The following is a 17,247-nucleotide window of genomic DNA, read 5'->3' as shown; positions in this document are numbered from 1 at the left end:
TTTGTTATCTTACTCGGCCGGGTCTGCTTCAACCGGAGCCGAAGCTTTATTGAGCTTGCTCTTCAAAGCTTCGAGCTGCTCGTCAACCTTCATCCGCTTTTCAACATCCGCGATGTTGATCGAATTGACGGCCGTGCTGCTTCCGCCAAAAGCGTAAGGTGCACGGAGCACATCCGCTTCTGCTTCCATCTGCATAATTTTTTCTTCCATCCGGTGGAAGCCTCTCGATGCCGAGCCGCTGTCAATCGTATGGTTCGAGCTCAATTGCGCCATTTGTTTTTGCGCTTTGGCTACTTGAGCGCGGGATGCCAGCTCGTTGCGTTTGTTGCGGAGCTGATAGAACTCCTCTTTCATGCCGTGCAATTGCTGCATCAAATCATCAGCTTGCGCTTTTGTTTGCGCATGAAGGTCTGTGTACTCGCTAGTCTTTTGCTCGAAGTACAGCTTTTCTTCCAACAGCTTGCGGGCCAGATCTTCTTGTCCTGCGCGAAGTGCCGCTTCCGCTTTCGACTCGCGGTCGGCCGTGCTGCGGACAGCTTCTTCCAGACGCTGCTTCATACGGCGTTCATTCGCCATTTGCTTCGCAACCGTCACCTCGGCTTGATGAATCTCAGCCTCCATATCACGCAAGTATTGATTCAGCATTACTACCGGATCTTCAATTTTATCGAGCGCCTCATTCACCGAAGCTTTAGTCATATCCTTCATTCTTTTAAAAATTCCCATGTTTATTTCTCTCCCTTCTCAATTTGCGCAAGTTTTGCGCGAAGCTCATCTACTTCTTTGCGAAGTGCTTTTTTCTCCAAATCATCCATCATCCGATCAAACTGAGCCGAGGATTGCTGCGGCGTCGGATCAGAAGACTGCGTAGCTGCATTATTGCCCCATGGCGGTTTCGGCGGCTGCGGAGGATTTTTGTAAGGGCCTCCTGCATGCGTGCCGAAGTTATGTCCAAAGCTGCCGTTGTTATGGTTTCCGTACTGGTTGTTGTAGTTGCTTCCATATCCATTGCCGTATCCGCCGTAACCTGGTCCAGGACCAAATCCGTTATCATATGGCGGCTCCTTCGGTACGACAAGACCTGCGATAATATAGACGGGGATGACCATGCCGCTTGTGAAGATCGCTGCAACGATAAGCAGAATCCGCAGCAGTGTTGCGTCTACATTAAGCACATCCGCTAGGCCGCCGCATAGTCCGAATAACTTTTTATCGCGTGCCGAACGGTATAGTTTTTTCAAGACGACCATCCTTCCTTATCGAGTTTGCGCTTTAATTGCTCCAGTTCGCGTTCGATGACGGATTGTACCGTCTGTCCCGCTTCGGAAGCGAATTCCCGGCCCATTCTGCGCAGGTCCTGAAAGCTCTTGGCTTCCAGCTCCATATCGCTGATCCGGTCTTCCAGACGACGGAACATCGTGCCAGGATTCGCGCTTTGCTCGCCGATACCTGAGTATCTGGAGTTCAGCCTCTGCTGCAATCGGAGCGATTCCATTCTTGCCGCGTAATACTCGCGCTTGTCGTATACCGTCTGGTATTCGCTGCGCATCTGGCGGAGCTGCTCTTCCAGCTCAACCGTGTTTTGTCTGCTTTGCTCGTACAGATCACGGTATTGGTTCGAACGCTCCTCGCTGCTTGCTTTCTCGTGCAGCGCAATTCTTGCCAGCTGCTCTTCGCCTGCCTTCAGCGCCGTCAGCGCTTGCTGCTCGCGTTTCTCTTTCTGCTGCTCCGCCTGAAGCCACTGTGCCTTCAAGTGATTGCTATGTCCAGCGTACTGCTGATACAGCCGCTCCGCTTGGATAATGTCTTCTCTTGTAGACCAGAGAAACTGATCAATCAACCGAACCGGATCCTCTGCTTTCTCCAGCCGTTCATTTAAGGTAGCGACTGTAATGTCGCGAACTCGCCGCATAATGCTCATTCAATGACCTCCTCGCCAAATTTCATTCATTAGTAGCTGCGTCTATTCCGGTATTGGGAAACGCCATATATGATAAGCACGATTGCCGCGATCACGAGGATCAGCCCCAGGTATTTGCCAAACAGCCAGATCGCACCAAGCGCAACTAGTATGCCGCCGAGCCATTTCTTGTCGTTACGGTAACCGACCACCCCAAGTCCAATCAGAATAAACGGGAACAAAAAGCCGATTATGGAACCGATGTGAACCCCGATAAAATTAAGTACGACGATGCCGCCGACGACGGCCAACAGGATGCCAAGCACTTTTTTACCATCCATTGTTAACTCCACCACCTTTCCATTTCTTTGCTCTATTCTTTTGGTTGCTGCTGCTCTCTTGCTTATGTTCTTATTCTAGATCGATTTTAGGTTTTCTAAAACGGACTTACGGCGGTATCTGCACTAGACCTTAGTCGGGGCAGCCTGCCAGCCCTGCGGATTAGCGGGGTTTCCCCATCTATTCTATCATAAAAACCCGGCTATTCTCCGTATGAAAAACATCCCGTTCGCCATGATGAAAACTCCCTCTTCATCTATTGACATAGAGGCTGCTCTAGCCTGTAAGATCGGACTTGGAGAACGTAGCTTATTTAATTTTACGCTCCGTGTATTGTTTCTTTGATCAATGCAGTTTAAGATAAACAAATCTTCTTATGATTTAGCCGCTTCCGGCTAAGCTAACATTATAATCGTTATTAATGAAAGGTGAACAGACTGTCATGATTTTATCTCAACCTGGTGTTGCGCAAGAAGCTTCCAAAAAATTTCCGATCTCCTTGTTTTCCCTAACGGTAGGAGCATTTGCAATCGGCATGACGGAATTTGTCATTATGGGCATTCTGCCGAATGTGGCCGAGGATTTGGGGGTTAGCATTTCTGCCGCTGGGCAGCTTATTACGATGTATGCGCTCGGTGTAGCAGTCGGAGCTCCTATACTGACTATGCTGACCCACAAAATTTCGCAAAAGAAACTGCTGATTTTCTTGATGGGTCTGTTTATTTTTGGCAACGTTGCCGCTGTATTCGCCCCGAACTATTCCATTCTAATGGCTGCCCGGTTAATTACCGCACTGACGCATGGAACATTCTTTGGAGTTGGTGCCGTTATCGCATCAAGACTTGTCCATCCAGACCGAAGAGCCGGCGCTGTGTCCATGATGATGGCTGGCCTTACCATTGCCAATATAATAGGTGTTCCGCTCGGAACCTTTATCGGCCAGCATATGGGCTGGCGGGCTTCATTTGCTTCGATTGCTATCATGGGCGTTTTGACGTTAATCGGCATCATTATATTTATTCCGAAGCTGAAACAAGAGAAAGCGACAGGCATATTGCAGCAGCTGAGCGAACTGGCCAATCCAAGACTGCTTGTATTTCTAATGATATCTGTTCTGGGCAATGCAGGCCTGTTCGCGATTTTCACTTATATCGCCCCGCTGCTTGTTGAGGTTACAGGCTTTGCTGATCGTCATGTGACCTGGATTCTTGTTCTATTCGGATGCGGTGTCACGCTAGGCAACATCATTGGCGGCAAGCTGGCCGACTGGAAGCTCATGCCCACGATTCTTGGTATTTATCTCGCCACTTGCGTCATTCTCGGTATATTTACATTTACGATTCATAACCAAATTGCCGCCGTATTGACGATATTTCTTTGGGGTGCCGCATCCTTTGCTGTATTCCCGGGAATGCAGGTACGCATTATGAACCTGGCCAAGTCTGCTCCCGCATTAGCTTCCACGATGAGCCATTCAGCCGGCAATTTGGGCAATGCGACAGGCGCTTTCATCGGCGGATTTGTCATTACTCACCTATCCTTGGTGTCCCTCCCTTGGGTTGGCGCGATTCTGGTAGGCTTAGCACTTCTTCTGGCTATTGCTTGCTTTGCTTCCGACCGGAAATATGAAGCTGCTTAAATCATTCAGAGGCTGCCCGGCATAATTGCCGTGCAGCCTCTTTATTATATTCATCAAGCTCTGCAATCGAATAGTTCTCCAAATTCAGCAGGGGTTAAATAGATCGCAACCTGCTCCCGTTTCCCTTCATCCAGCTCCATGTAGAATCCTGCTTGATCAGGCGGATACAGGTCCAGAAATTGCTCCCGGAACCCTTCTTTATTTCCCTCTTTCAACGCTTGGAGCATATAGTACGTATACTCCTCCTTATATTTGTATTCATACAGTTTAATCATCGCCTCTCTCCTCCTCAGCCAGATAATGTAAGCCTCCGCTTATAAATGCTCGACTTCAACGCTTTGAACGTGGTCAATTTTCTTAATGTAATAATAAATTTCAGTTGTATAGTGGTTATCCGGCACAGACAGCGTCAGATCGATACGTTGACGGTTGTTGTCGATATCTTTCAATTTCATATATCTGATTTTGAATTGTTTCGTCTTGGACTGCGGATCCTTGCGTTCGATTCTTTTAATTAATTCCGTCATCCGGTAGTTGGACTCGACGACAATTTTTACCGCCACATCATGGCGGCTAAGCGTTTCAGGACCCAAATACCGGATTAGAAAAGGGACAACGTTCACCGCTAAAATTAGCAAAATAACACCCATGACGGCTTGTATATAGAATCCTGCGCCAATTGCAATTCCCAGCGCTGATGCCGACCAGATAAGCGCGGCGGAGGTCAGACCTGATATCACTTCATTGCTTCTGCGGAGTATAACACCCGCTCCGATGAAGCCTACGCCGCTTACAATCTGAGCCGCTAAACGCATAGGATCCATATTCGGATGATTGGGACCGCCGAATTTTCCGAATGCTTCAATCGATACGATTGTGATCAGGCAGCTGGCAATACAGATCACCATACTAGGCCTTAATCCGAGCTGTTTTTGTTTAATTTGCCGGTCAATTCCAATAAGCAGTCCAAATAGCAGGGCGAGCCCCAGCTTCAGCATCATTTCGAGTTCATTCGTCATGCAACTCACCTCTTTTACTAATTTTTCAAAATAATGAATAACAAAAAAACGCCCCCTGCAAGAGGGAGCGCTTGGCTCAAATTCGATCGATACCCGGATTACATGTCAAAGAAACCCCTATGCGAACACTCTTCTGGAATGAAGAAATGCCGGTCTGCCTCGGGGGAACATGGAAGCAGCGTAAAGACTGAATTTTTCATCTTAACAGGATATAAATGTGTAGTTATAGCGATAGATAAACTAGAACTGCTGTCCATGTAAATACTCCCCCTCTTCGAATATTGAAAGCTTTAGAACTCATTCTGGGTATTACTTACGAGATTTTACTTGGACTGTTTGATCTTGTCAATAGCTGTTTACTGTCTGAAAAATAGCTCTTGACAAATAAGATTTGAGCATTTACGATGGCTAAGGAATTGAATATGATCCTCGTTAGGTGAGGCTCCTATACGAACATAGGCCACTGCCCAGAAATATCGAAAGATGCCCATGGGTAGAACAGGGATTGCCGGATTAAGGCTTTTCATAAGGTGGCTAAGAGAACTTTCTCTTTACGTTGTATAGTGCCAAAACTCGACTAGGGGGAACCGAAAGTGTTTTTTTGTGCGCTTTTTTACCCTCTAGATCACTCTAGAGGGTTTTTATTATGCAATAAGGGGGGATATGTCATGGACAGTAGTCCAAGTTGCCGATCTAGTTACGTTTATTTAAAAGCTGTACAGAGGGAGAACTATGCCCGCTTGGCCTGCCCATTCATACCATGCTTATCTCCTCGCGAAAAAAATTATTGGCGAAGGGTTATTTGAGTATGCGTTTTTGACCGGCAAGGCCATGCGTCTCAGCTCTCTCTGATACACAGAGGGAGCTTTTTTTTGTTCCCGCTCATTAGCAATATCGCAATCAGCGAGGAGGAATTAGCATGGCTAAAACGATCAAAGACCAGAAGAAAGTAACGCAACAAATCGCAGAGCATCTCATCCAAACCTCTCTTTCCCTGGAAGAGGATGTGATGGAGGAGCTCAATACCTGTACACAAGGCCTTACCGAAACCGAGGCAAAGCAAAGACTCGAACAACATGGAAAAAACCGGATCGCCCACGATAAACCGCCGGTATGGTATATCCAGCTGCTCAGCTGCTTTAAAAATCCGTTTATTCTTATTTTGCTTTCTCTCGCCGCTTTTTCTTACTTTATGGATGATGATATTCAAGCCGTAATCATTATCACGGTTATGGTGACAGTCAGCGTCATTATTACCTTTACGCAAGAATACCGTTCGGCGCGAACTGCCGAGAAGCTTAAGGCGATGGTCAAAACGACATCCTCTGTAAGCCGCCAGACGGGCAGCCAGACGGAGCAAAAAGAGATAGACATGGAGCTTTTGGTGCCGGGAGATATTATCCACCTGTCAGCAGGGGATTTAGTCCCCGCCGATGCCCGCCTGATTTTATCCAAAGATTTATATGTCGGAGAATCTGCACTGACGGGAGAAGCAATGCCAGTCGAGAAGATGGATAGCGTTCCGCGCGGCTTATTAAAATTGGCAAGCAAGCAATCGAGTAAGCCCATCAATGCACTGGAGCTAGACAATATGTGCTATATGGGAACAAACGTTGTGAGCGGCTCTGCAACAGCTGTCGTAATGGCGACTGGAGCTAATACCTATTTCGGTTCTATGGCCAGCACACTTACGGGAAAACCGCCGCTTACCGGCTTTGACAAAGGGATCAAAAGCATCACCTTCGTGCTTATCCGGTTCATGTTCATCATGATTCCGATTATTTTCCTCGTTAACGGGTTTACAAAAGGAGACTGGTGGGAGGCTCTCTTATTCGGATTATCTGTAGCAGTTGGCCTTACGCCGGAAATGCTGCCTGTCATTGTCGCTGGCAATCTAGCAAAAGGGGCGGCTGTCATGGCCCGTAAGAAGGTCGTCGTCAAGCGGCTCAACGCGATTCAAAACTTTGGCGCAATGGATATCCTATGCACGGATAAAACCGGCACGCTCACCCAGGACAAAATCATTCTGGAGAAGCATCTTAATACGCAAGGAAAAGAAGACAGCAGCGTGCTGGAATACGCCTATTTAAACAGCTGCCATCAGACAGGACTGAAAAACCTGCTTGATGCCGCCGTGCTCGAACATGCAGAGCTTGCTCAGATACTAGGCGCAGAAAATAACTATACAAAAGTCGATGAGATCCCGTTCGATTTCAACCGCCGGCGGATGTCAGTGGTGCTCCAAGAAAAGCATGCTGGCCATATCCTCATCTGCAAAGGAGCAATGGAAGAAGTGCTCAGCATCTGCTCCCATACTGCAGATAACGGGAATGTCATTCCTCTTACTCCGGAAATAACGGACTCGATGCAGCAGCTTGTCCACATGATGAATACTGACGGCTTGCGCGTTCTTGCCGTTGCCATTAAGCGCACAGAAGCCAGAGATGCCGCCTACGGACTGCAGGACGAGAAGGATCTTGTCTTAGTCGGATACTTGGCCTTCCTCGACCCGCCCAAAGAGAGCGCAAGAATGGCAATTCGGGCACTTAAAGAACATGGTATCGATATTAAAGTTATTACAGGCGACAATGCAGCAGTTACTCGCAAAGTATGCAAGGATGTCGGTATCCATGTGAATGACATCGTTCTCGGCAATACGGTTGAGACTTTAACCGATGAACAGTTGGCCGATATTGCCGGGAAAACAACGGTTTTTGCAAAAATCAATCCGATGCAGAAAGCCAGAATCGTCCGGGTATTGAAAAGCAAAGGGCATACGGTTGGCTTTATGGGCGACGGAATTAACGACGCCGTATCGCTTAAGGAAGCGGATGTGGGCATTTCGGTGGACACAGCTGTCGATATTGCCAAAGAATCGGCCGATATCATTCTGCTGGAGAAAAGCCTGATGGTACTGGAGCAAGGTGTCATTCAAGGACGGATCACTTTCGGCAACATGATTAAATATATCAAAATGACGGCCAGCTCCAACTTTGGCAACATGTTCAGCGTACTCGTCGCCAGCGCATTTATCCCTTTTTTGCCGATGCTGCCGATTCACCTGCTTATTCAAAATCTGTTCTACGATGTGTCACAGCTGTCCATTCCATGGGATCGGATGGATAAGGAATATTTGCGCAAGCCGCAGAAGTGGAATGCCAAGTCGGTTAGCCGTTTTATGATTTTTATCGGGCCGATCAGCTCCATCTTCGATATCTCAACCTATGCGATCATGTGGTATATTTTTTCCGCCAACTCAGTCGATCACCAAACCTTATTCCAATCGGGCTGGTTTATTGAAGGACTGCTGTCGCAGACTCTCATTGTACACATGATCCGTACCGAAAAAATTCCGTTTATTCAAAGCACGGCCAGCGTCCCGGTCGTCCTTCTGACCAGTCTTATCATGGCTCTTGGCATTTACTTGCCGTTCAGCGGGTTTGGCTCAAGCATCGGCCTGGAGCCGCTGCCGCTCTCCTACTTCCCATGGCTGGCAGCCACGTTGCTGTCTTATTGCGTCCTGACGCAGGTAATCAAAAAATGGTACATCCGCAAATTCAATGAGTGGCTGTAAGCGAGACGGGTATACGGATAAGTAAATGATCATTAAAAAAGCTCTTTAGGTTATTGTTAAATCTTAAGAGCTTTTTTACATAGCATATTTCATCCGCTTGACTTAAAGTGAACTTCAAGATTTATACTATGCATAGTCCCGATCGCTATGGACAAATGAGACAAAAAAAAGAATGACAGGCCGCTAAGCGCTCTGTCACTCTAAACAATTCATATATGGGGGCAAGAATATGGTGCAAAAGCAAAAACAGCTAACAGCTTGCAGCGCTTTGATTGATTATGTCACAAAGCTTGGCGTTTACCAGGAACAGGTATGGCTAACGCCTCTTGGTTCAGACAAATGGAGCATCAAGGAAGTAATCGGCCACCTGATTAGGTGGGATCACTATTTTTATGAAACAACAATCCATCCTATCGTAACGAACAGCCCGATCACGATGTCGGAAGATGATGATGTGAGCACATTCAACACATCAGCTGCTGCTTGGGCGCTCAGCCAATCGAAGGAAGACTTAATCCATGCTCTAACGAGCTCCAGGAAAGCCATTACGGATGCTCTGCAATCCATCCCGGAGGAGCATTATTCAAAAGTTTATGCAGATGCAGAGGGCAACACATTCACATTGGCGCAATTCATCCAGGATATAGCCAGCCATGATCAGCATCATACCGCTCAGATTACGCAAGCAATAGATAAAGCTTAATCTTCTTTGCTGTACATGCTCTCATCTTCCAGCCGGATCAATACCTTGCCGAAGCGGCCGCCTTCCTGAACGGTTACTTTGCCTGACGGATAAGCTTTCTCCAAATAGCTTGCCGCCGTTTGTACAGTCCGCTCATCGACAGGCAGACCGTAATGGCCAAGCAGGGACATCACCTCTTGCAGCGCCGCTTCGCGCGTCACTTCTTTTGTTTTCATTTCCCGTGTCAGCAGCGACTCATAAGAATAACCTTTCATATAGAGCAGATGGAGCAAATAGCCCATTTCTAAAGGTTTCTTTTTGTACGGCTGCCCCGTAATGAGTGGCCAAATTTCTTGCAGTAAGCTATGCTCGTTATGCGTCACAGGCATGCTGATATAGCAATACTTCCGGGCGCATGCAAGCACCTTCTCCACGCTCTCCCAATCATGGATGACCGGGCACATAGATACAAATACGAGATCAAAGGCTTTGTCCCAGCCCTTATCCTGCACATCAATATGCTCGAATGGTTCATGTACGATGCTCACTTGAGCATCAGCAAGCTTGGCAAGGTTCTCTTCCAGCAATTCAACTAGCGGAGGAGAGGACTCCAAAGCGGTAACCCGGGCTCCCCGCTCCGCAAATGGCACTGTGAATACGCCTGATGCAGCGCCAATGTCCAGCACAGAGCTATTTTCAAAGCGGACTCCCTGGCCTTCCAGCCAATTGATAATCCGCCGGCTTCTTTTCCTGCCCTCTTCACTAAAGGATTGCTCGTTAAATGCCCTTGCCTTTGGATCAAAGGAACGGGAAAAATCGATTCCCGCCTTTTGCATCTTTTTCAACATGATGTCGCTCTGATCCTTCCAAGCTTGTTCCCAGATAGCTTCATTATAAAAATCGTTCATGCTCATTCCTTCCACTCCTCAATTTTATTTATTGGTTTTGCCGCCAAGCTGCATACTTCCTTAGATCTATAATATCTATAATTAAACAACAAGAAGCGTACTGCTTACTTCTTGTTCTTATCATGGTTGCCCGTGCAATGCCGCTTGAGAGCCTCATCGATTACCGTCTGAATCGTATGAGCCTGCAGATACTGGTGAAGCTGCTGTTCCGCGCCGTACATGACCTTCTCGATCAGGCACTCACTCCCTCTACGGTTATCCTGAGCGGCTTCATCATCTAACAGCTGATGCTGCTGGGAATTCGTATTCGAGCATTCGAACATCTGCTGTCTGCCCTCAATGACTTGAATCACATCAAGAAAAGTAATCTGATCCGCTGACTTTGCCAATTCATAACCGCCATTGACCCCAGGTACGGCTCGTACAATACCGTCCTGTCTCAGCTTGGACATGATTTTGGACAGATAGCTTTCTGAGACCCCGAGTGACACAGCTAACTCCTTAATACCAACATTCTGTTGACGCTGCGAGTTGCCCAAATGAAGCAAAGCGTGCAGCGCATAATCTGTACTTTTGGAGAATTGCATATTGATTTCCTCCCTCCCGTTAATTACAGACCTATATTGTCCATAATAAATGATTCCATTGTAAAATGCAATCTCCTTAGCAGACTGCCAATAGTATTCCCAGTCACTCAGCAGCGTTGACAGTAAAATCAAATACGAATATAATGGTCACGACAACTATAATCATGTCTACTATAAGGAGGAATCCCTTGGAATTAGAAAAATATATTGGCGTCAATGTTCAACGGGCAGCGCTAAAGCTAAACAACTATTATCAAAAAGTAGTCAATCCATTTGATATTACAGTGGAACAGTGGGAGATCCTGGTCGTCCTGTGGGAAAAAGAAGGGATTACTCAAAAGGAGCTTGCTGAACGACTGTATAAGGATCAGACCAATGTTGCGAGAATGTTGTTCAAATTGGAGAAAAAGGGCTTTATTTACCGGGTCGTTCACGAAACGGATCGAAGGTCTTTACGGGTCTATTTAACGGCCAAAGGCAGCGATATTAAAGACGAAATTCTTGCTCCGTCCATGGAGGCCTACGAGAAAACCGTCAAAGGGTTGTCGGATGAGGAAGTAGAGACGTTTAGAAGAGTGCTCTCTGTCATGTTCAATAATGTGAAAGATCTATAATCGGAAATCAGTGAGAGGAGCAATCGTATGCACTTCAAATTAAAGGAAGCGATAGAAGTTCTCGAGCGTACGCCACGAACATTGGAATTCTTTTTATCCGGTTTATCTGACGGGTGGCTGCACTGCAACGAAGGTACAGGAACCTGGAATGTCCATGAAGTCATTGAGCACCTGATTGAAGGTGAGAAAAATAATTGGATGCCTCGGCTAACGTTTATTCTTCAGGAAGGTGAAAGCAAGCCCTTCCCGTCATTCGACCGGTACTCTCACTTGAATCAAAAAACGGAAACAACAATTGAACATAACTTGCTCGAATTCAAAACGCTGCGAGAACAAAATCTGACAGCACTTAAGGAACAGCTTCATCCTGAAATCCATTTGGAACGAACCGGTTCACATCCCGCACTTGGTGTCGTCAAGGTGAAGGAATTAATCGCAACATGGGCCGTTCATGATTTAACGCACATCGCGCAAATCGTTCGGGTTATGGCAAAAAGATACGGTTCGGATGTAGGTCCGTGGAGCGCATATTTAGGTATTTTAAAATAAACCATCAGCATTGGATTCATAATGGAATGAATCCATGCGATATATAGTTGTCATGTCTATTATCATCAAGACATGTTATTTTATCGTTTTGAAATGGAATGATATGTTTAGCCATCGAATATATACTTGCTACGACAATTAGTGATATAGCAATGAAAAGGAGAAATGAAAATGGATTCAACTGAAAAAGAAATTGGCATATTTGATGCACCGTATAGAGCCTTAACGATCGGAATTATTCTTGCCGTCACTACAGTTGCTTTTGAAGGATTAGCGATTACTACAATTGCTCCGAGTCTCGCGCAAAAATTGCAGGGCATCCATCTATACGGCTGGATATTTAGCGCATTCCTGCTAGCCCAAATCGTCGGAACAATGATTACTGGACATCGGATCAGCAAAAGAGGCGTGTTTGCATCATTTGTCACTTCAATTCTCTTTTTCGTCATCGGGATCATTGTTGCTGCTCTTTCCGTCAATATGATGATGTTAATCGCCGGGAGACTGCTGCAAGGTTTTGGCGCGGGTGCTATCATCACCTGTGTATACTTCAGCATTACGGCAGGTTATCCTGACCGATTGAGAACGAAGATCCTTGCCATGTTTTCAAGCGCGTATATTTTGCCTGCATTAGTTGGTCCTTATATCGCCGGACTGTTAGCCGAATATATTTCATGGAGATTTGTATTCTGGTTTGTACTGCCTTTCATTGGCTTGGCCGTTATCCTTACGTTGCCCGCTTTCCGCAATTTCAAAACCGAGGAAGTATCGGAATCAAAGAACGGCCGGAAGGAAGGTTATGCCCTATTACTGGCCGTTGGAACCGGATTATTGCTGGCTGGACTTGGCTCTATAACGAGCTGGAAAGGAATAGTGCTCACAGTAGCAGGAATACTTATTATGATTCTGCCATTGCGGAAGCTGCTGCCAGCTGGCACTTTCCGGGCACGGAGAGGGTTGCCAGCAACGATAATCTCAAGAGGTTTGTTTGTCGCTTGCTATAATGCAACTGAAAGCTATGTCGTCCTTGCATTGACAGATGTCAAAAAATTGGCCGCCGACCTAGCAGGGTTAATCGTAGCTGCCGGCGCATTAAGCTGGTCTGCCGCAGCTTGGCTCCAATCCAGGTTTGATGCCAAAGATCACGGAACAGGACGGAATAAAAGGATTACAGCTGGAATCGGATTGATGGTCATTGGTGTTATTGCAGTCATGTTTGCTGTCAGTCTCCCTGAGGGCGGCATCGTATATGCAGTCATTTCGCAAATTTTTACCGGGTTTGGCATTGGGCTGGCTCACCCAACTACAGGAGCGATTGCCTTGCAGCAAGCGAATAAAGGTGAAGAAGGAGAAATATCCGCGAGCCTTCAATTTACAGACGCATTCAGTCCGGGGTTAAGCATCGGGATCGGCGGGGCTTTCATCGCAATTAGCCAAACCATGAATTGGGGCTTGTTAACCGGCATTATGCTGGCTTTATCGCTTCAACTGCTTTTTGTCATATTGAGCTTGGCCATGTCCTTGCGTATTAAGAAAGGGAATTCTGCACCTCAAGCGTGAATGGACTAAATCTGATTGCTAAACAGAAAAACCGTTGAACGTATGTCCAACGGTTTTTCTACATTTACATCGATTTTATTGCAGATCAAAGGCAGCGAGTACATCGTTGATTTTCATACTGTCTGCTGTAGGCCCGTTCAGCATCCAATGTCTGGACGACATTTTGTACACATGCCCTTGCTTAACAGCAGGAATCGACTTCCATACATTCAGATCCTCCACTACACTCATTTCCTCTAGTGCATCCTTAGCTTCATCCTCTGAATCAAATGAGCCCCCTACTGTGACAAATAAGTAGTCGGCAGTCAGATCGGGCAGTGTCTCAAGCGATGATTCTATCCCCCAAGCGCCTTCTTCCTCCTTGCTCATGAGGTTAGCCAGCATCGGTTCTAGTGTCAATCCTAAATCTTTGTACGCGATGCTGGTATAGGAGAATGCCGGGAAAAACAATTGAACATCCTGCTTCGACGGCCGGATAAAAGCTAATGTCCGGTCAGCCCCTATTTTTGCTACAATAGCCTCTTTAGCCTTGCTCAGCTTTTCCTGGTAGTCATGAATGATAGACTGAGCTTTCTCTTCGCGGCCAATTGCCTTCCCAATCGCCGCGATAGACGTCTGCCAGTCGCTTCGATCATAAACGATAGTTGGCGCAATTTTGCTTAGCTGCTTATATGATTCCGTATCCGTGGGCAAAAGATTGGCAATAATCAGATCCGGCTTGGAATCGAGAATAGACTCATAATTTATACCGTCTGGCGTGTAGACCGACGGGATATTTTTTGCTTGCAGCGTGTCGTATAAGTATTGTCCCTTCATCGATTGAGCATGAACCATTGGCGCATCAAGCGCCAGCATAATATCTTCGAGCCCATTTACCGCTATGCGCTGCGGATTGTTTGGAACTTCGCTTTCCCCCATCATATGTTTAACCAACTTGGTCTGCAGCTGCTCCTGTACAACAGCTGCCGGAGAGCCAGCCGCAGCGGATGGTTCATTGGAACCTGTTGCAGCCCCACAACCGCTGAATAACAAAGTCATGCAGAGCAGCATTACAGCGGTTACTGACAGTTTCATTTCTTTGGACATCGTTAAATCTCCCTCTTTTTCATAATGAGAATAATTATCATTATAGCTGCGGCCTGCGCGAGGGACAATAGCTTGTCCTGAACTGTTAAATGGACTTTTCTGAACCGGCTTCTCTGCTGCCAGCGATCTAAATCGCAATGGCGATACACCGGTTTGTTTTTTGAACATGCGGCTGAAATAGTATACGTCCAAGTAACCTATGCTTGACGAAATTTCTTGCAAGGATGCATTCGTCTTTGTCAGAAGCCTGCTGGCATGTTCGACACGAACTTGGATCAAATATTCGTTAGGCGTTATGCCTAGCTGCCTTTTGAATAAACGGGATAAGTAGCTGGAGCTGCATCCAAGCAGTTCTGCCAGCCCCTCGAAAGTAAAGGCTTCCGAATAGCTGGTCTCCATGTAGCGAGTAGCCTGGGACACAAGATCAGCTCTTATCTCCCCAAGCTCCTGCCCAGCCATCTGACCAAGCAATTCATGGACAAATTGATAGAGAACACCTTTGGCATACAGCTTGTCGAGCAGCGTATGATTGCGCCAGCTTTGTTCCATCAGCTCGAACTTTGACTGAAGGGCAAGCGGAGCATGAGGCGTGAATCCATATTGAATATGAAAAGGACTGCTGCGTTTCAACATCCGCTCCAAATAACGGTTGCCAGGGAAAGCTAACAGTACCTTATACATAATGAGATCATATTCGAGGCGGTCACCTGAAGGGATAACATCGAGGCTCATACCCTTTGCACCATGAAGCAAATGAAAGCCATCGATGGCATAACCAGTTCCGTCCAGCATTACCCGTCCACGTCCGCTCGTCACCCACAGGAAAGCGTTGGAGGGAAGCTTGTAACCGCGAAGCACGTCTCCTTGCACCACTAACTGATGTCTAATGTCGAGCAGCTTGACATTGGCCTCGTTCCACAGCAATAGATGCTCGTTCCAATTCATACCTATCACTTCCTGATACTAATAAGTTGCCTTTTCATCAAGGCTGTACCTCATTATAATTGAAAATGATTCTCACAACCAGCATTTTGTATCGCCATGAATTAAGTTTTTAAGAAATAGAAAATAAGCTCAATAAAAAACAAAAAAGCTCATCGGATACATATCCAATGAACTTCTAGTTGATTAATCTGGTGCCGGTGAAGGGACTCGAACCCCCACGGTTTCCCTCACGATTTTGAGTCGCGCGCGTCTGCCATTCCGCCACACCGGCATTTTGTAAAGATGGCGCGGCCTAAGAGATTCGAACTCCTGACCTTTTGATTCGTAGTCAAACGCTCTATCCAGCTGAGCTAAGGCCGCAAAATACTTATTAAATTGTGGAGGCGCCACCCAGACTCGAACTGGGGGTAGAGCTTTTGCAGAGCTCTGCCTTACCACTTGGCTATGGCGCCATATAGATGGAGCGGAAGACGGGAATCGAACCCGCGACCCTCGCCTTGGCAAGGCGATGCTCTACCGCTGAGCCACTTCCGCAAAACAATGGCTGGGGATTCAGGGATCGAACCTGAGAATGACGGAGTCAAAGTCCGTTGCCTTACCGCTTGGCTAATCCCCAATGTCAATTAAAATATGGGGCGGACGAGGGGAATTGAACCCCCGAATGTCGGATCCACAAACCGATGCGTTAACCACTTCGCCACGACCGCCATGTTCATATTCAATTGATTGGCAGGGGCAGCAGGAATTGAACCCACACCAAAGGTTTTGGAGACCTTTGTTCTACCTTTAAACTATGCCCCTAGGTTGTGGTGGAGGGCGATGGATTCGAACCACCGAACTCGAAGAGAGCAGATTTACAGTCTGCCGTGTTTAGCCACTTCACTAGCCCTCCACAACATGGTGCCGGCGATAGGAGTCGAACCCACGACCTACTGATTACAAGTCAGTTGCTCTACCAACTGAGCTACACCGGCATATTCATTTGTTAAAAATGGTGGCTCGGGACGGAATCGAACCGCCGACACGAGGATTTTCAGTCCTCTGCTCTACCGACTGAGCTACCGAGCCAGATGTTTGTGTTAATGGCGGAGCTGACGGGATTCGAACCCGCGGTCTCCTGCGTGACAGGCAGGCATGTTAGGCCTCTACACCACAGCTCCACATCATTGTCGGACACACATTGGTAAAGTTTTGGTTGCGGGGGCAGGATTTGAACCTGCGGCCTTCGGGTTATGAGCCCGACGAGCTACCGGGCTGCTCCACCCCGCGTCGTTAAAAAAGTATTTATGGTGGAGGCTGAGGGGATCGAACCCCCGACCCTCTGCTTGTAAGGCAGATGCTCTCCCAGCTGAGCTAAGCCTCCATATCGCTTGAGCGACCTTTATAATATATCATATGTAGGTCAACTTTGCAATACTTTTTTAGGTTAAAGTTTAGAAATTGTAAATGGTGACCCGTAGGGGATTCGAACCCCTGTTACCTCCGTGAAAGGGAGGTGTCTTAACCCCTTGACCAACGGGCCTAAAAGTTTTGCGAAGCAAAATCTTACTTCGTAAGTGAAAAGTATAATTATGGCAGAGAGGAAGGGATTCGAACCCTCGAGACCCGGTTAGAGCCTACACGATTTCCAATCGTGCTCCTTCGACCACTCGGACACCTCTCTATATGGCTCCCCGAACAGGACTCGAACCTGTGACAACTCGATTAACAGTCGAGTGCTCTACCAACTGAGCTATCAGGGAATATGCTTCAAAGCTTTGCGCCTTGAAAACCGGATGCGAATTGAAATGTATCACTTTAGCGTCCCCTAATCGGGGTATTTAGGATAAGCCCTCGACCGATTAG

Annotated in this window: 15 protein-coding genes, 16 tRNA genes and 1 riboswitch; of the genes, 6 read left to right on the top strand and 25 right to left on the bottom strand. The window is 47.0% G+C overall.

From position 1 onward, the window contains the following. Positions 1-9 precede the first annotated feature (9 nt). Genes ACFVVF_RS27320 through ACFVVF_RS27305 form a run of 4 tightly spaced genes read right to left on the bottom strand, consistent with a single transcriptional unit; the run spans position 10 to position 2,241 of the window. Positions 10-726, bottom strand: coding sequence for a PspA/IM30 family protein (locus ACFVVF_RS27320; RefSeq protein ID WP_387816184.1), 717 nt, complete (start codon positions 724-726; stop codon positions 10-12). 2 nt (positions 727-728) lie between these two features. Next, complete coding sequence (locus ACFVVF_RS27315; protein WP_387816182.1) at positions 729-1,250, bottom strand: PspC domain-containing protein; 522 nt, start codon at positions 1,248-1,250, stop codon at positions 729-731. Further along, positions 1,238-1,921 carry a PspA/IM30 family protein gene (locus tag ACFVVF_RS27310; RefSeq protein WP_387816180.1) on the bottom strand — a complete coding sequence of 228 codons (684 nt, stop codon included), beginning with the start codon at positions 1,919-1,921 and terminating at the stop codon, positions 1,238-1,240. Before ACFVVF_RS27310 ends, ACFVVF_RS27315 begins: the two co-directional genes overlap by 13 nt. A 29-nt stretch (positions 1,922-1,950) precedes the next feature. Beyond that, positions 1,951-2,241 carry a LiaF transmembrane domain-containing protein gene (locus tag ACFVVF_RS27305; protein ID WP_387816178.1) on the bottom strand — a complete coding sequence of 97 codons (291 nt, stop codon included), beginning with the start codon at positions 2,239-2,241 and terminating at the stop codon, positions 1,951-1,953. 440 nt (positions 2,242-2,681) lie between these two features. Between ACFVVF_RS27305 and ACFVVF_RS27300 the strand changes: the two genes are divergently transcribed. Further along, entirely contained in the window at positions 2,682-3,878 is a 1,197-nt protein-coding gene (locus ACFVVF_RS27300; protein WP_387816176.1) for an MFS transporter, read from the top strand. 53 nt (positions 3,879-3,931) lie between these two features. On the opposite strand, the gene ACFVVF_RS27295 is transcribed toward ACFVVF_RS27300, so the two are convergent. Next, positions 3,932-4,153 (bottom strand): hypothetical protein, encoded by a 222-nt coding sequence (locus tag ACFVVF_RS27295; protein WP_387816174.1) that lies wholly within the window; start codon positions 4,151-4,153, stop codon positions 3,932-3,934. 39 nt (positions 4,154-4,192) lie between these two features. Next, the gene (locus ACFVVF_RS27290) at positions 4,193-4,897 is read right to left on the bottom strand and encodes an MgtC/SapB family protein (RefSeq protein ID WP_387816172.1); all 705 of its coding nucleotides are present in this window, start codon (positions 4,895-4,897) and stop codon (positions 4,193-4,195) included. Between the two features lie 421 nt (positions 4,898-5,318). Further along, positions 5,319-5,488: riboswitch (M-box (ykoK) riboswitch) on the top strand. A gap of 328 nt (positions 5,489-5,816) precedes the next feature. Between ACFVVF_RS27290 and mgtA the strand changes: the two genes are divergently transcribed. Further along, positions 5,817-8,471, top strand: coding sequence for a magnesium-translocating P-type ATPase (gene mgtA, locus ACFVVF_RS27285; RefSeq protein WP_387816170.1), 2,655 nt, complete (start codon positions 5,817-5,819; stop codon positions 8,469-8,471). Positions 8,472-8,700: 229 nt separating this feature from the next. After that, entirely contained in the window at positions 8,701-9,174 is a 474-nt protein-coding gene (locus tag ACFVVF_RS27280) for a DinB family protein (RefSeq protein WP_387816168.1), read from the top strand. Here the strand turns inward: ACFVVF_RS27280 and ACFVVF_RS27275 are convergent. Both ACFVVF_RS27275 and ACFVVF_RS27270 read right to left on the bottom strand, forming a co-directional pair. Next, positions 9,171-10,061: a class I SAM-dependent methyltransferase gene (locus ACFVVF_RS27275; RefSeq protein ID WP_387816316.1), complete on the bottom strand. Its 891-nt coding sequence runs from the start codon at positions 10,059-10,061 to the stop codon at positions 9,171-9,173. The genes ACFVVF_RS27280 and ACFVVF_RS27275 overlap by 4 nt on opposite strands. Before the next feature lie 104 nt (positions 10,062-10,165). Next, positions 10,166-10,648: an RrF2 family transcriptional regulator gene (locus ACFVVF_RS27270; protein WP_387816166.1), complete on the bottom strand. Its 483-nt coding sequence runs from the start codon at positions 10,646-10,648 to the stop codon at positions 10,166-10,168. Between the two features lie 188 nt (positions 10,649-10,836). Here ACFVVF_RS27270 and ACFVVF_RS27265 point away from each other — a divergent pair, with 188 nt between their 5' ends. The 3 genes from ACFVVF_RS27265 (at position 10,837) to ACFVVF_RS27255 (ending at position 13,371) form a co-directional block, all read left to right on the top strand. Further along, a complete protein-coding gene (locus ACFVVF_RS27265; RefSeq protein WP_387816164.1) occupies positions 10,837-11,262 on the top strand; it encodes a MarR family winged helix-turn-helix transcriptional regulator in 426 nt (141 codons plus the stop codon). A 27-nt stretch (positions 11,263-11,289) separates the two neighbouring features. Then, positions 11,290-11,811 (top strand): DinB family protein, encoded by a 522-nt coding sequence (locus ACFVVF_RS27260; RefSeq protein WP_387816162.1) that lies wholly within the window; start codon positions 11,290-11,292, stop codon positions 11,809-11,811. Between the two features lie 171 nt (positions 11,812-11,982). Beyond that, complete coding sequence (locus tag ACFVVF_RS27255; protein ID WP_387816160.1) at positions 11,983-13,371, top strand: MFS transporter; 1,389 nt, start codon at positions 11,983-11,985, stop codon at positions 13,369-13,371. Positions 13,372-13,446: 75 nt separating this feature from the next. Here ACFVVF_RS27255 and ACFVVF_RS27250 read toward each other — a convergent pair whose 3' ends face one another. From ACFVVF_RS27250 to ACFVVF_RS27170, 17 genes are all read right to left on the bottom strand, one after another. Next, a complete protein-coding gene (locus ACFVVF_RS27250) occupies positions 13,447-15,402 on the bottom strand; it encodes an AraC family transcriptional regulator (protein ID WP_387816158.1) in 1,956 nt (651 codons plus the stop codon). Positions 15,403-15,591: 189 nt separating this feature from the next. Beyond that, positions 15,592-15,673: transfer RNA gene (locus tag ACFVVF_RS27245), tRNA-Leu, on the bottom strand. 12 nt (positions 15,674-15,685) lie between these two features. Next, positions 15,686-15,762, bottom strand: a tRNA-Arg gene (locus tag ACFVVF_RS27240). An 18-nt stretch (positions 15,763-15,780) separates the two neighbouring features. Continuing rightward, positions 15,781-15,854 (bottom strand) — tRNA-Cys (locus ACFVVF_RS27235). A gap of 7 nt (positions 15,855-15,861) precedes the next feature. Continuing rightward, positions 15,862-15,936: transfer RNA gene (locus ACFVVF_RS27230), tRNA-Gly, on the bottom strand. A 7-nt stretch (positions 15,937-15,943) separates the two neighbouring features. Further along, positions 15,944-16,018, bottom strand: a tRNA-Gln gene (locus tag ACFVVF_RS27225). Positions 16,019-16,033: 15 nt separating this feature from the next. After that, positions 16,034-16,109, bottom strand: a tRNA-His gene (locus ACFVVF_RS27220). A 20-nt stretch (positions 16,110-16,129) separates the two neighbouring features. Further along, positions 16,130-16,203: transfer RNA gene (locus ACFVVF_RS27215), tRNA-Trp, on the bottom strand. Between the two features lie 6 nt (positions 16,204-16,209). Beyond that, positions 16,210-16,294, bottom strand: a tRNA-Tyr gene (locus ACFVVF_RS27210). 6 nt (positions 16,295-16,300) lie between these two features. Further along, positions 16,301-16,376, bottom strand: a tRNA-Thr gene (locus ACFVVF_RS27205). A gap of 18 nt (positions 16,377-16,394) precedes the next feature. Continuing rightward, positions 16,395-16,470, bottom strand: a tRNA-Phe gene (locus ACFVVF_RS27200). Between the two features lie 15 nt (positions 16,471-16,485). Beyond that, a tRNA-Asp gene (locus tag ACFVVF_RS27195) sits at positions 16,486-16,562 on the bottom strand. A 32-nt stretch (positions 16,563-16,594) separates the two neighbouring features. Further along, positions 16,595-16,671, bottom strand: a tRNA-Met gene (locus ACFVVF_RS27190). Between the two features lie 18 nt (positions 16,672-16,689). Continuing rightward, positions 16,690-16,765: transfer RNA gene (locus tag ACFVVF_RS27185), tRNA-Val, on the bottom strand. A gap of 84 nt (positions 16,766-16,849) precedes the next feature. Beyond that, positions 16,850-16,924, bottom strand: a tRNA-Glu gene (locus ACFVVF_RS27180). A gap of 50 nt (positions 16,925-16,974) precedes the next feature. Continuing rightward, a tRNA-Ser gene (locus ACFVVF_RS27175) sits at positions 16,975-17,065 on the bottom strand. Positions 17,066-17,068: 3 nt separating this feature from the next. After that, a tRNA-Asn gene (locus ACFVVF_RS27170) sits at positions 17,069-17,144 on the bottom strand. Positions 17,145-17,247: the final 103 nt, after the last annotated feature.

Source organism: Paenibacillus sp. NPDC058174 (genome assembly GCF_042883865.1).
Taxonomy (GTDB): Bacteria; Bacillota; Bacilli; order Paenibacillales; family Paenibacillaceae; genus Pristimantibacillus.
The sequence above is the reverse complement of the archived record's forward strand: the minus strand, read 5'-3'. Positions and strand labels throughout refer to the sequence as shown.

What these genes read in the sequence shown, in the direction of transcription:
- ACFVVF_RS27320 (WP_387816184.1), bottom strand. Translation starts at nt 726, where the DNA reads ATGGGAATTTTTAAAAGAATGAAGGATATGACTAAAGCTTCGGTGAAT.
- ACFVVF_RS27315 (WP_387816182.1), bottom strand. Translation starts at nt 1,250, where the DNA reads ATGGTCGTCTTGAAAAAACTATACCGTTCGGCACGCGATAAAAAGTTA.
- ACFVVF_RS27310 (WP_387816180.1), bottom strand. Translation starts at nt 1,921, where the DNA reads ATGAGCATTATGCGGCGAGTTCGCGACATTACAGTCGCTACCTTAAAT.
- ACFVVF_RS27305 (WP_387816178.1), bottom strand. Translation starts at nt 2,241, where the DNA reads ATGGATGGTAAAAAAGTGCTTGGCATCCTGTTGGCCGTCGTCGGCGGC.
- ACFVVF_RS27300 (WP_387816176.1), top strand. Translation starts at nt 2,682, where the DNA reads ATGATTTTATCTCAACCTGGTGTTGCGCAAGAAGCTTCCAAAAAATTT.
- ACFVVF_RS27295 (WP_387816174.1), bottom strand. Translation starts at nt 4,153, where the DNA reads ATGATTAAACTGTATGAATACAAATATAAGGAGGAGTATACGTACTAT.
- ACFVVF_RS27290 (WP_387816172.1), bottom strand. Translation starts at nt 4,897, where the DNA reads ATGACGAATGAACTCGAAATGATGCTGAAGCTGGGGCTCGCCCTGCTA.
- mgtA (WP_387816170.1), top strand. Translation starts at nt 5,817, where the DNA reads ATGGCTAAAACGATCAAAGACCAGAAGAAAGTAACGCAACAAATCGCA.
- ACFVVF_RS27280 (WP_387816168.1), top strand. Translation starts at nt 8,701, where the DNA reads ATGGTGCAAAAGCAAAAACAGCTAACAGCTTGCAGCGCTTTGATTGAT.
- ACFVVF_RS27275 (WP_387816316.1), bottom strand. Translation starts at nt 10,061, where the DNA reads ATGAACGATTTTTATAATGAAGCTATCTGGGAACAAGCTTGGAAGGAT.
- ACFVVF_RS27270 (WP_387816166.1), bottom strand. Translation starts at nt 10,648, where the DNA reads ATGCAATTCTCCAAAAGTACAGATTATGCGCTGCACGCTTTGCTTCAT.
- ACFVVF_RS27260 (WP_387816162.1), top strand. Translation starts at nt 11,290, where the DNA reads ATGCACTTCAAATTAAAGGAAGCGATAGAAGTTCTCGAGCGTACGCCA.
- ACFVVF_RS27255 (WP_387816160.1), top strand. Translation starts at nt 11,983, where the DNA reads ATGGATTCAACTGAAAAAGAAATTGGCATATTTGATGCACCGTATAGA.
- ACFVVF_RS27250 (WP_387816158.1), bottom strand. Translation starts at nt 15,402, where the DNA reads ATGAATTGGAACGAGCATCTATTGCTGTGGAACGAGGCCAATGTCAAG.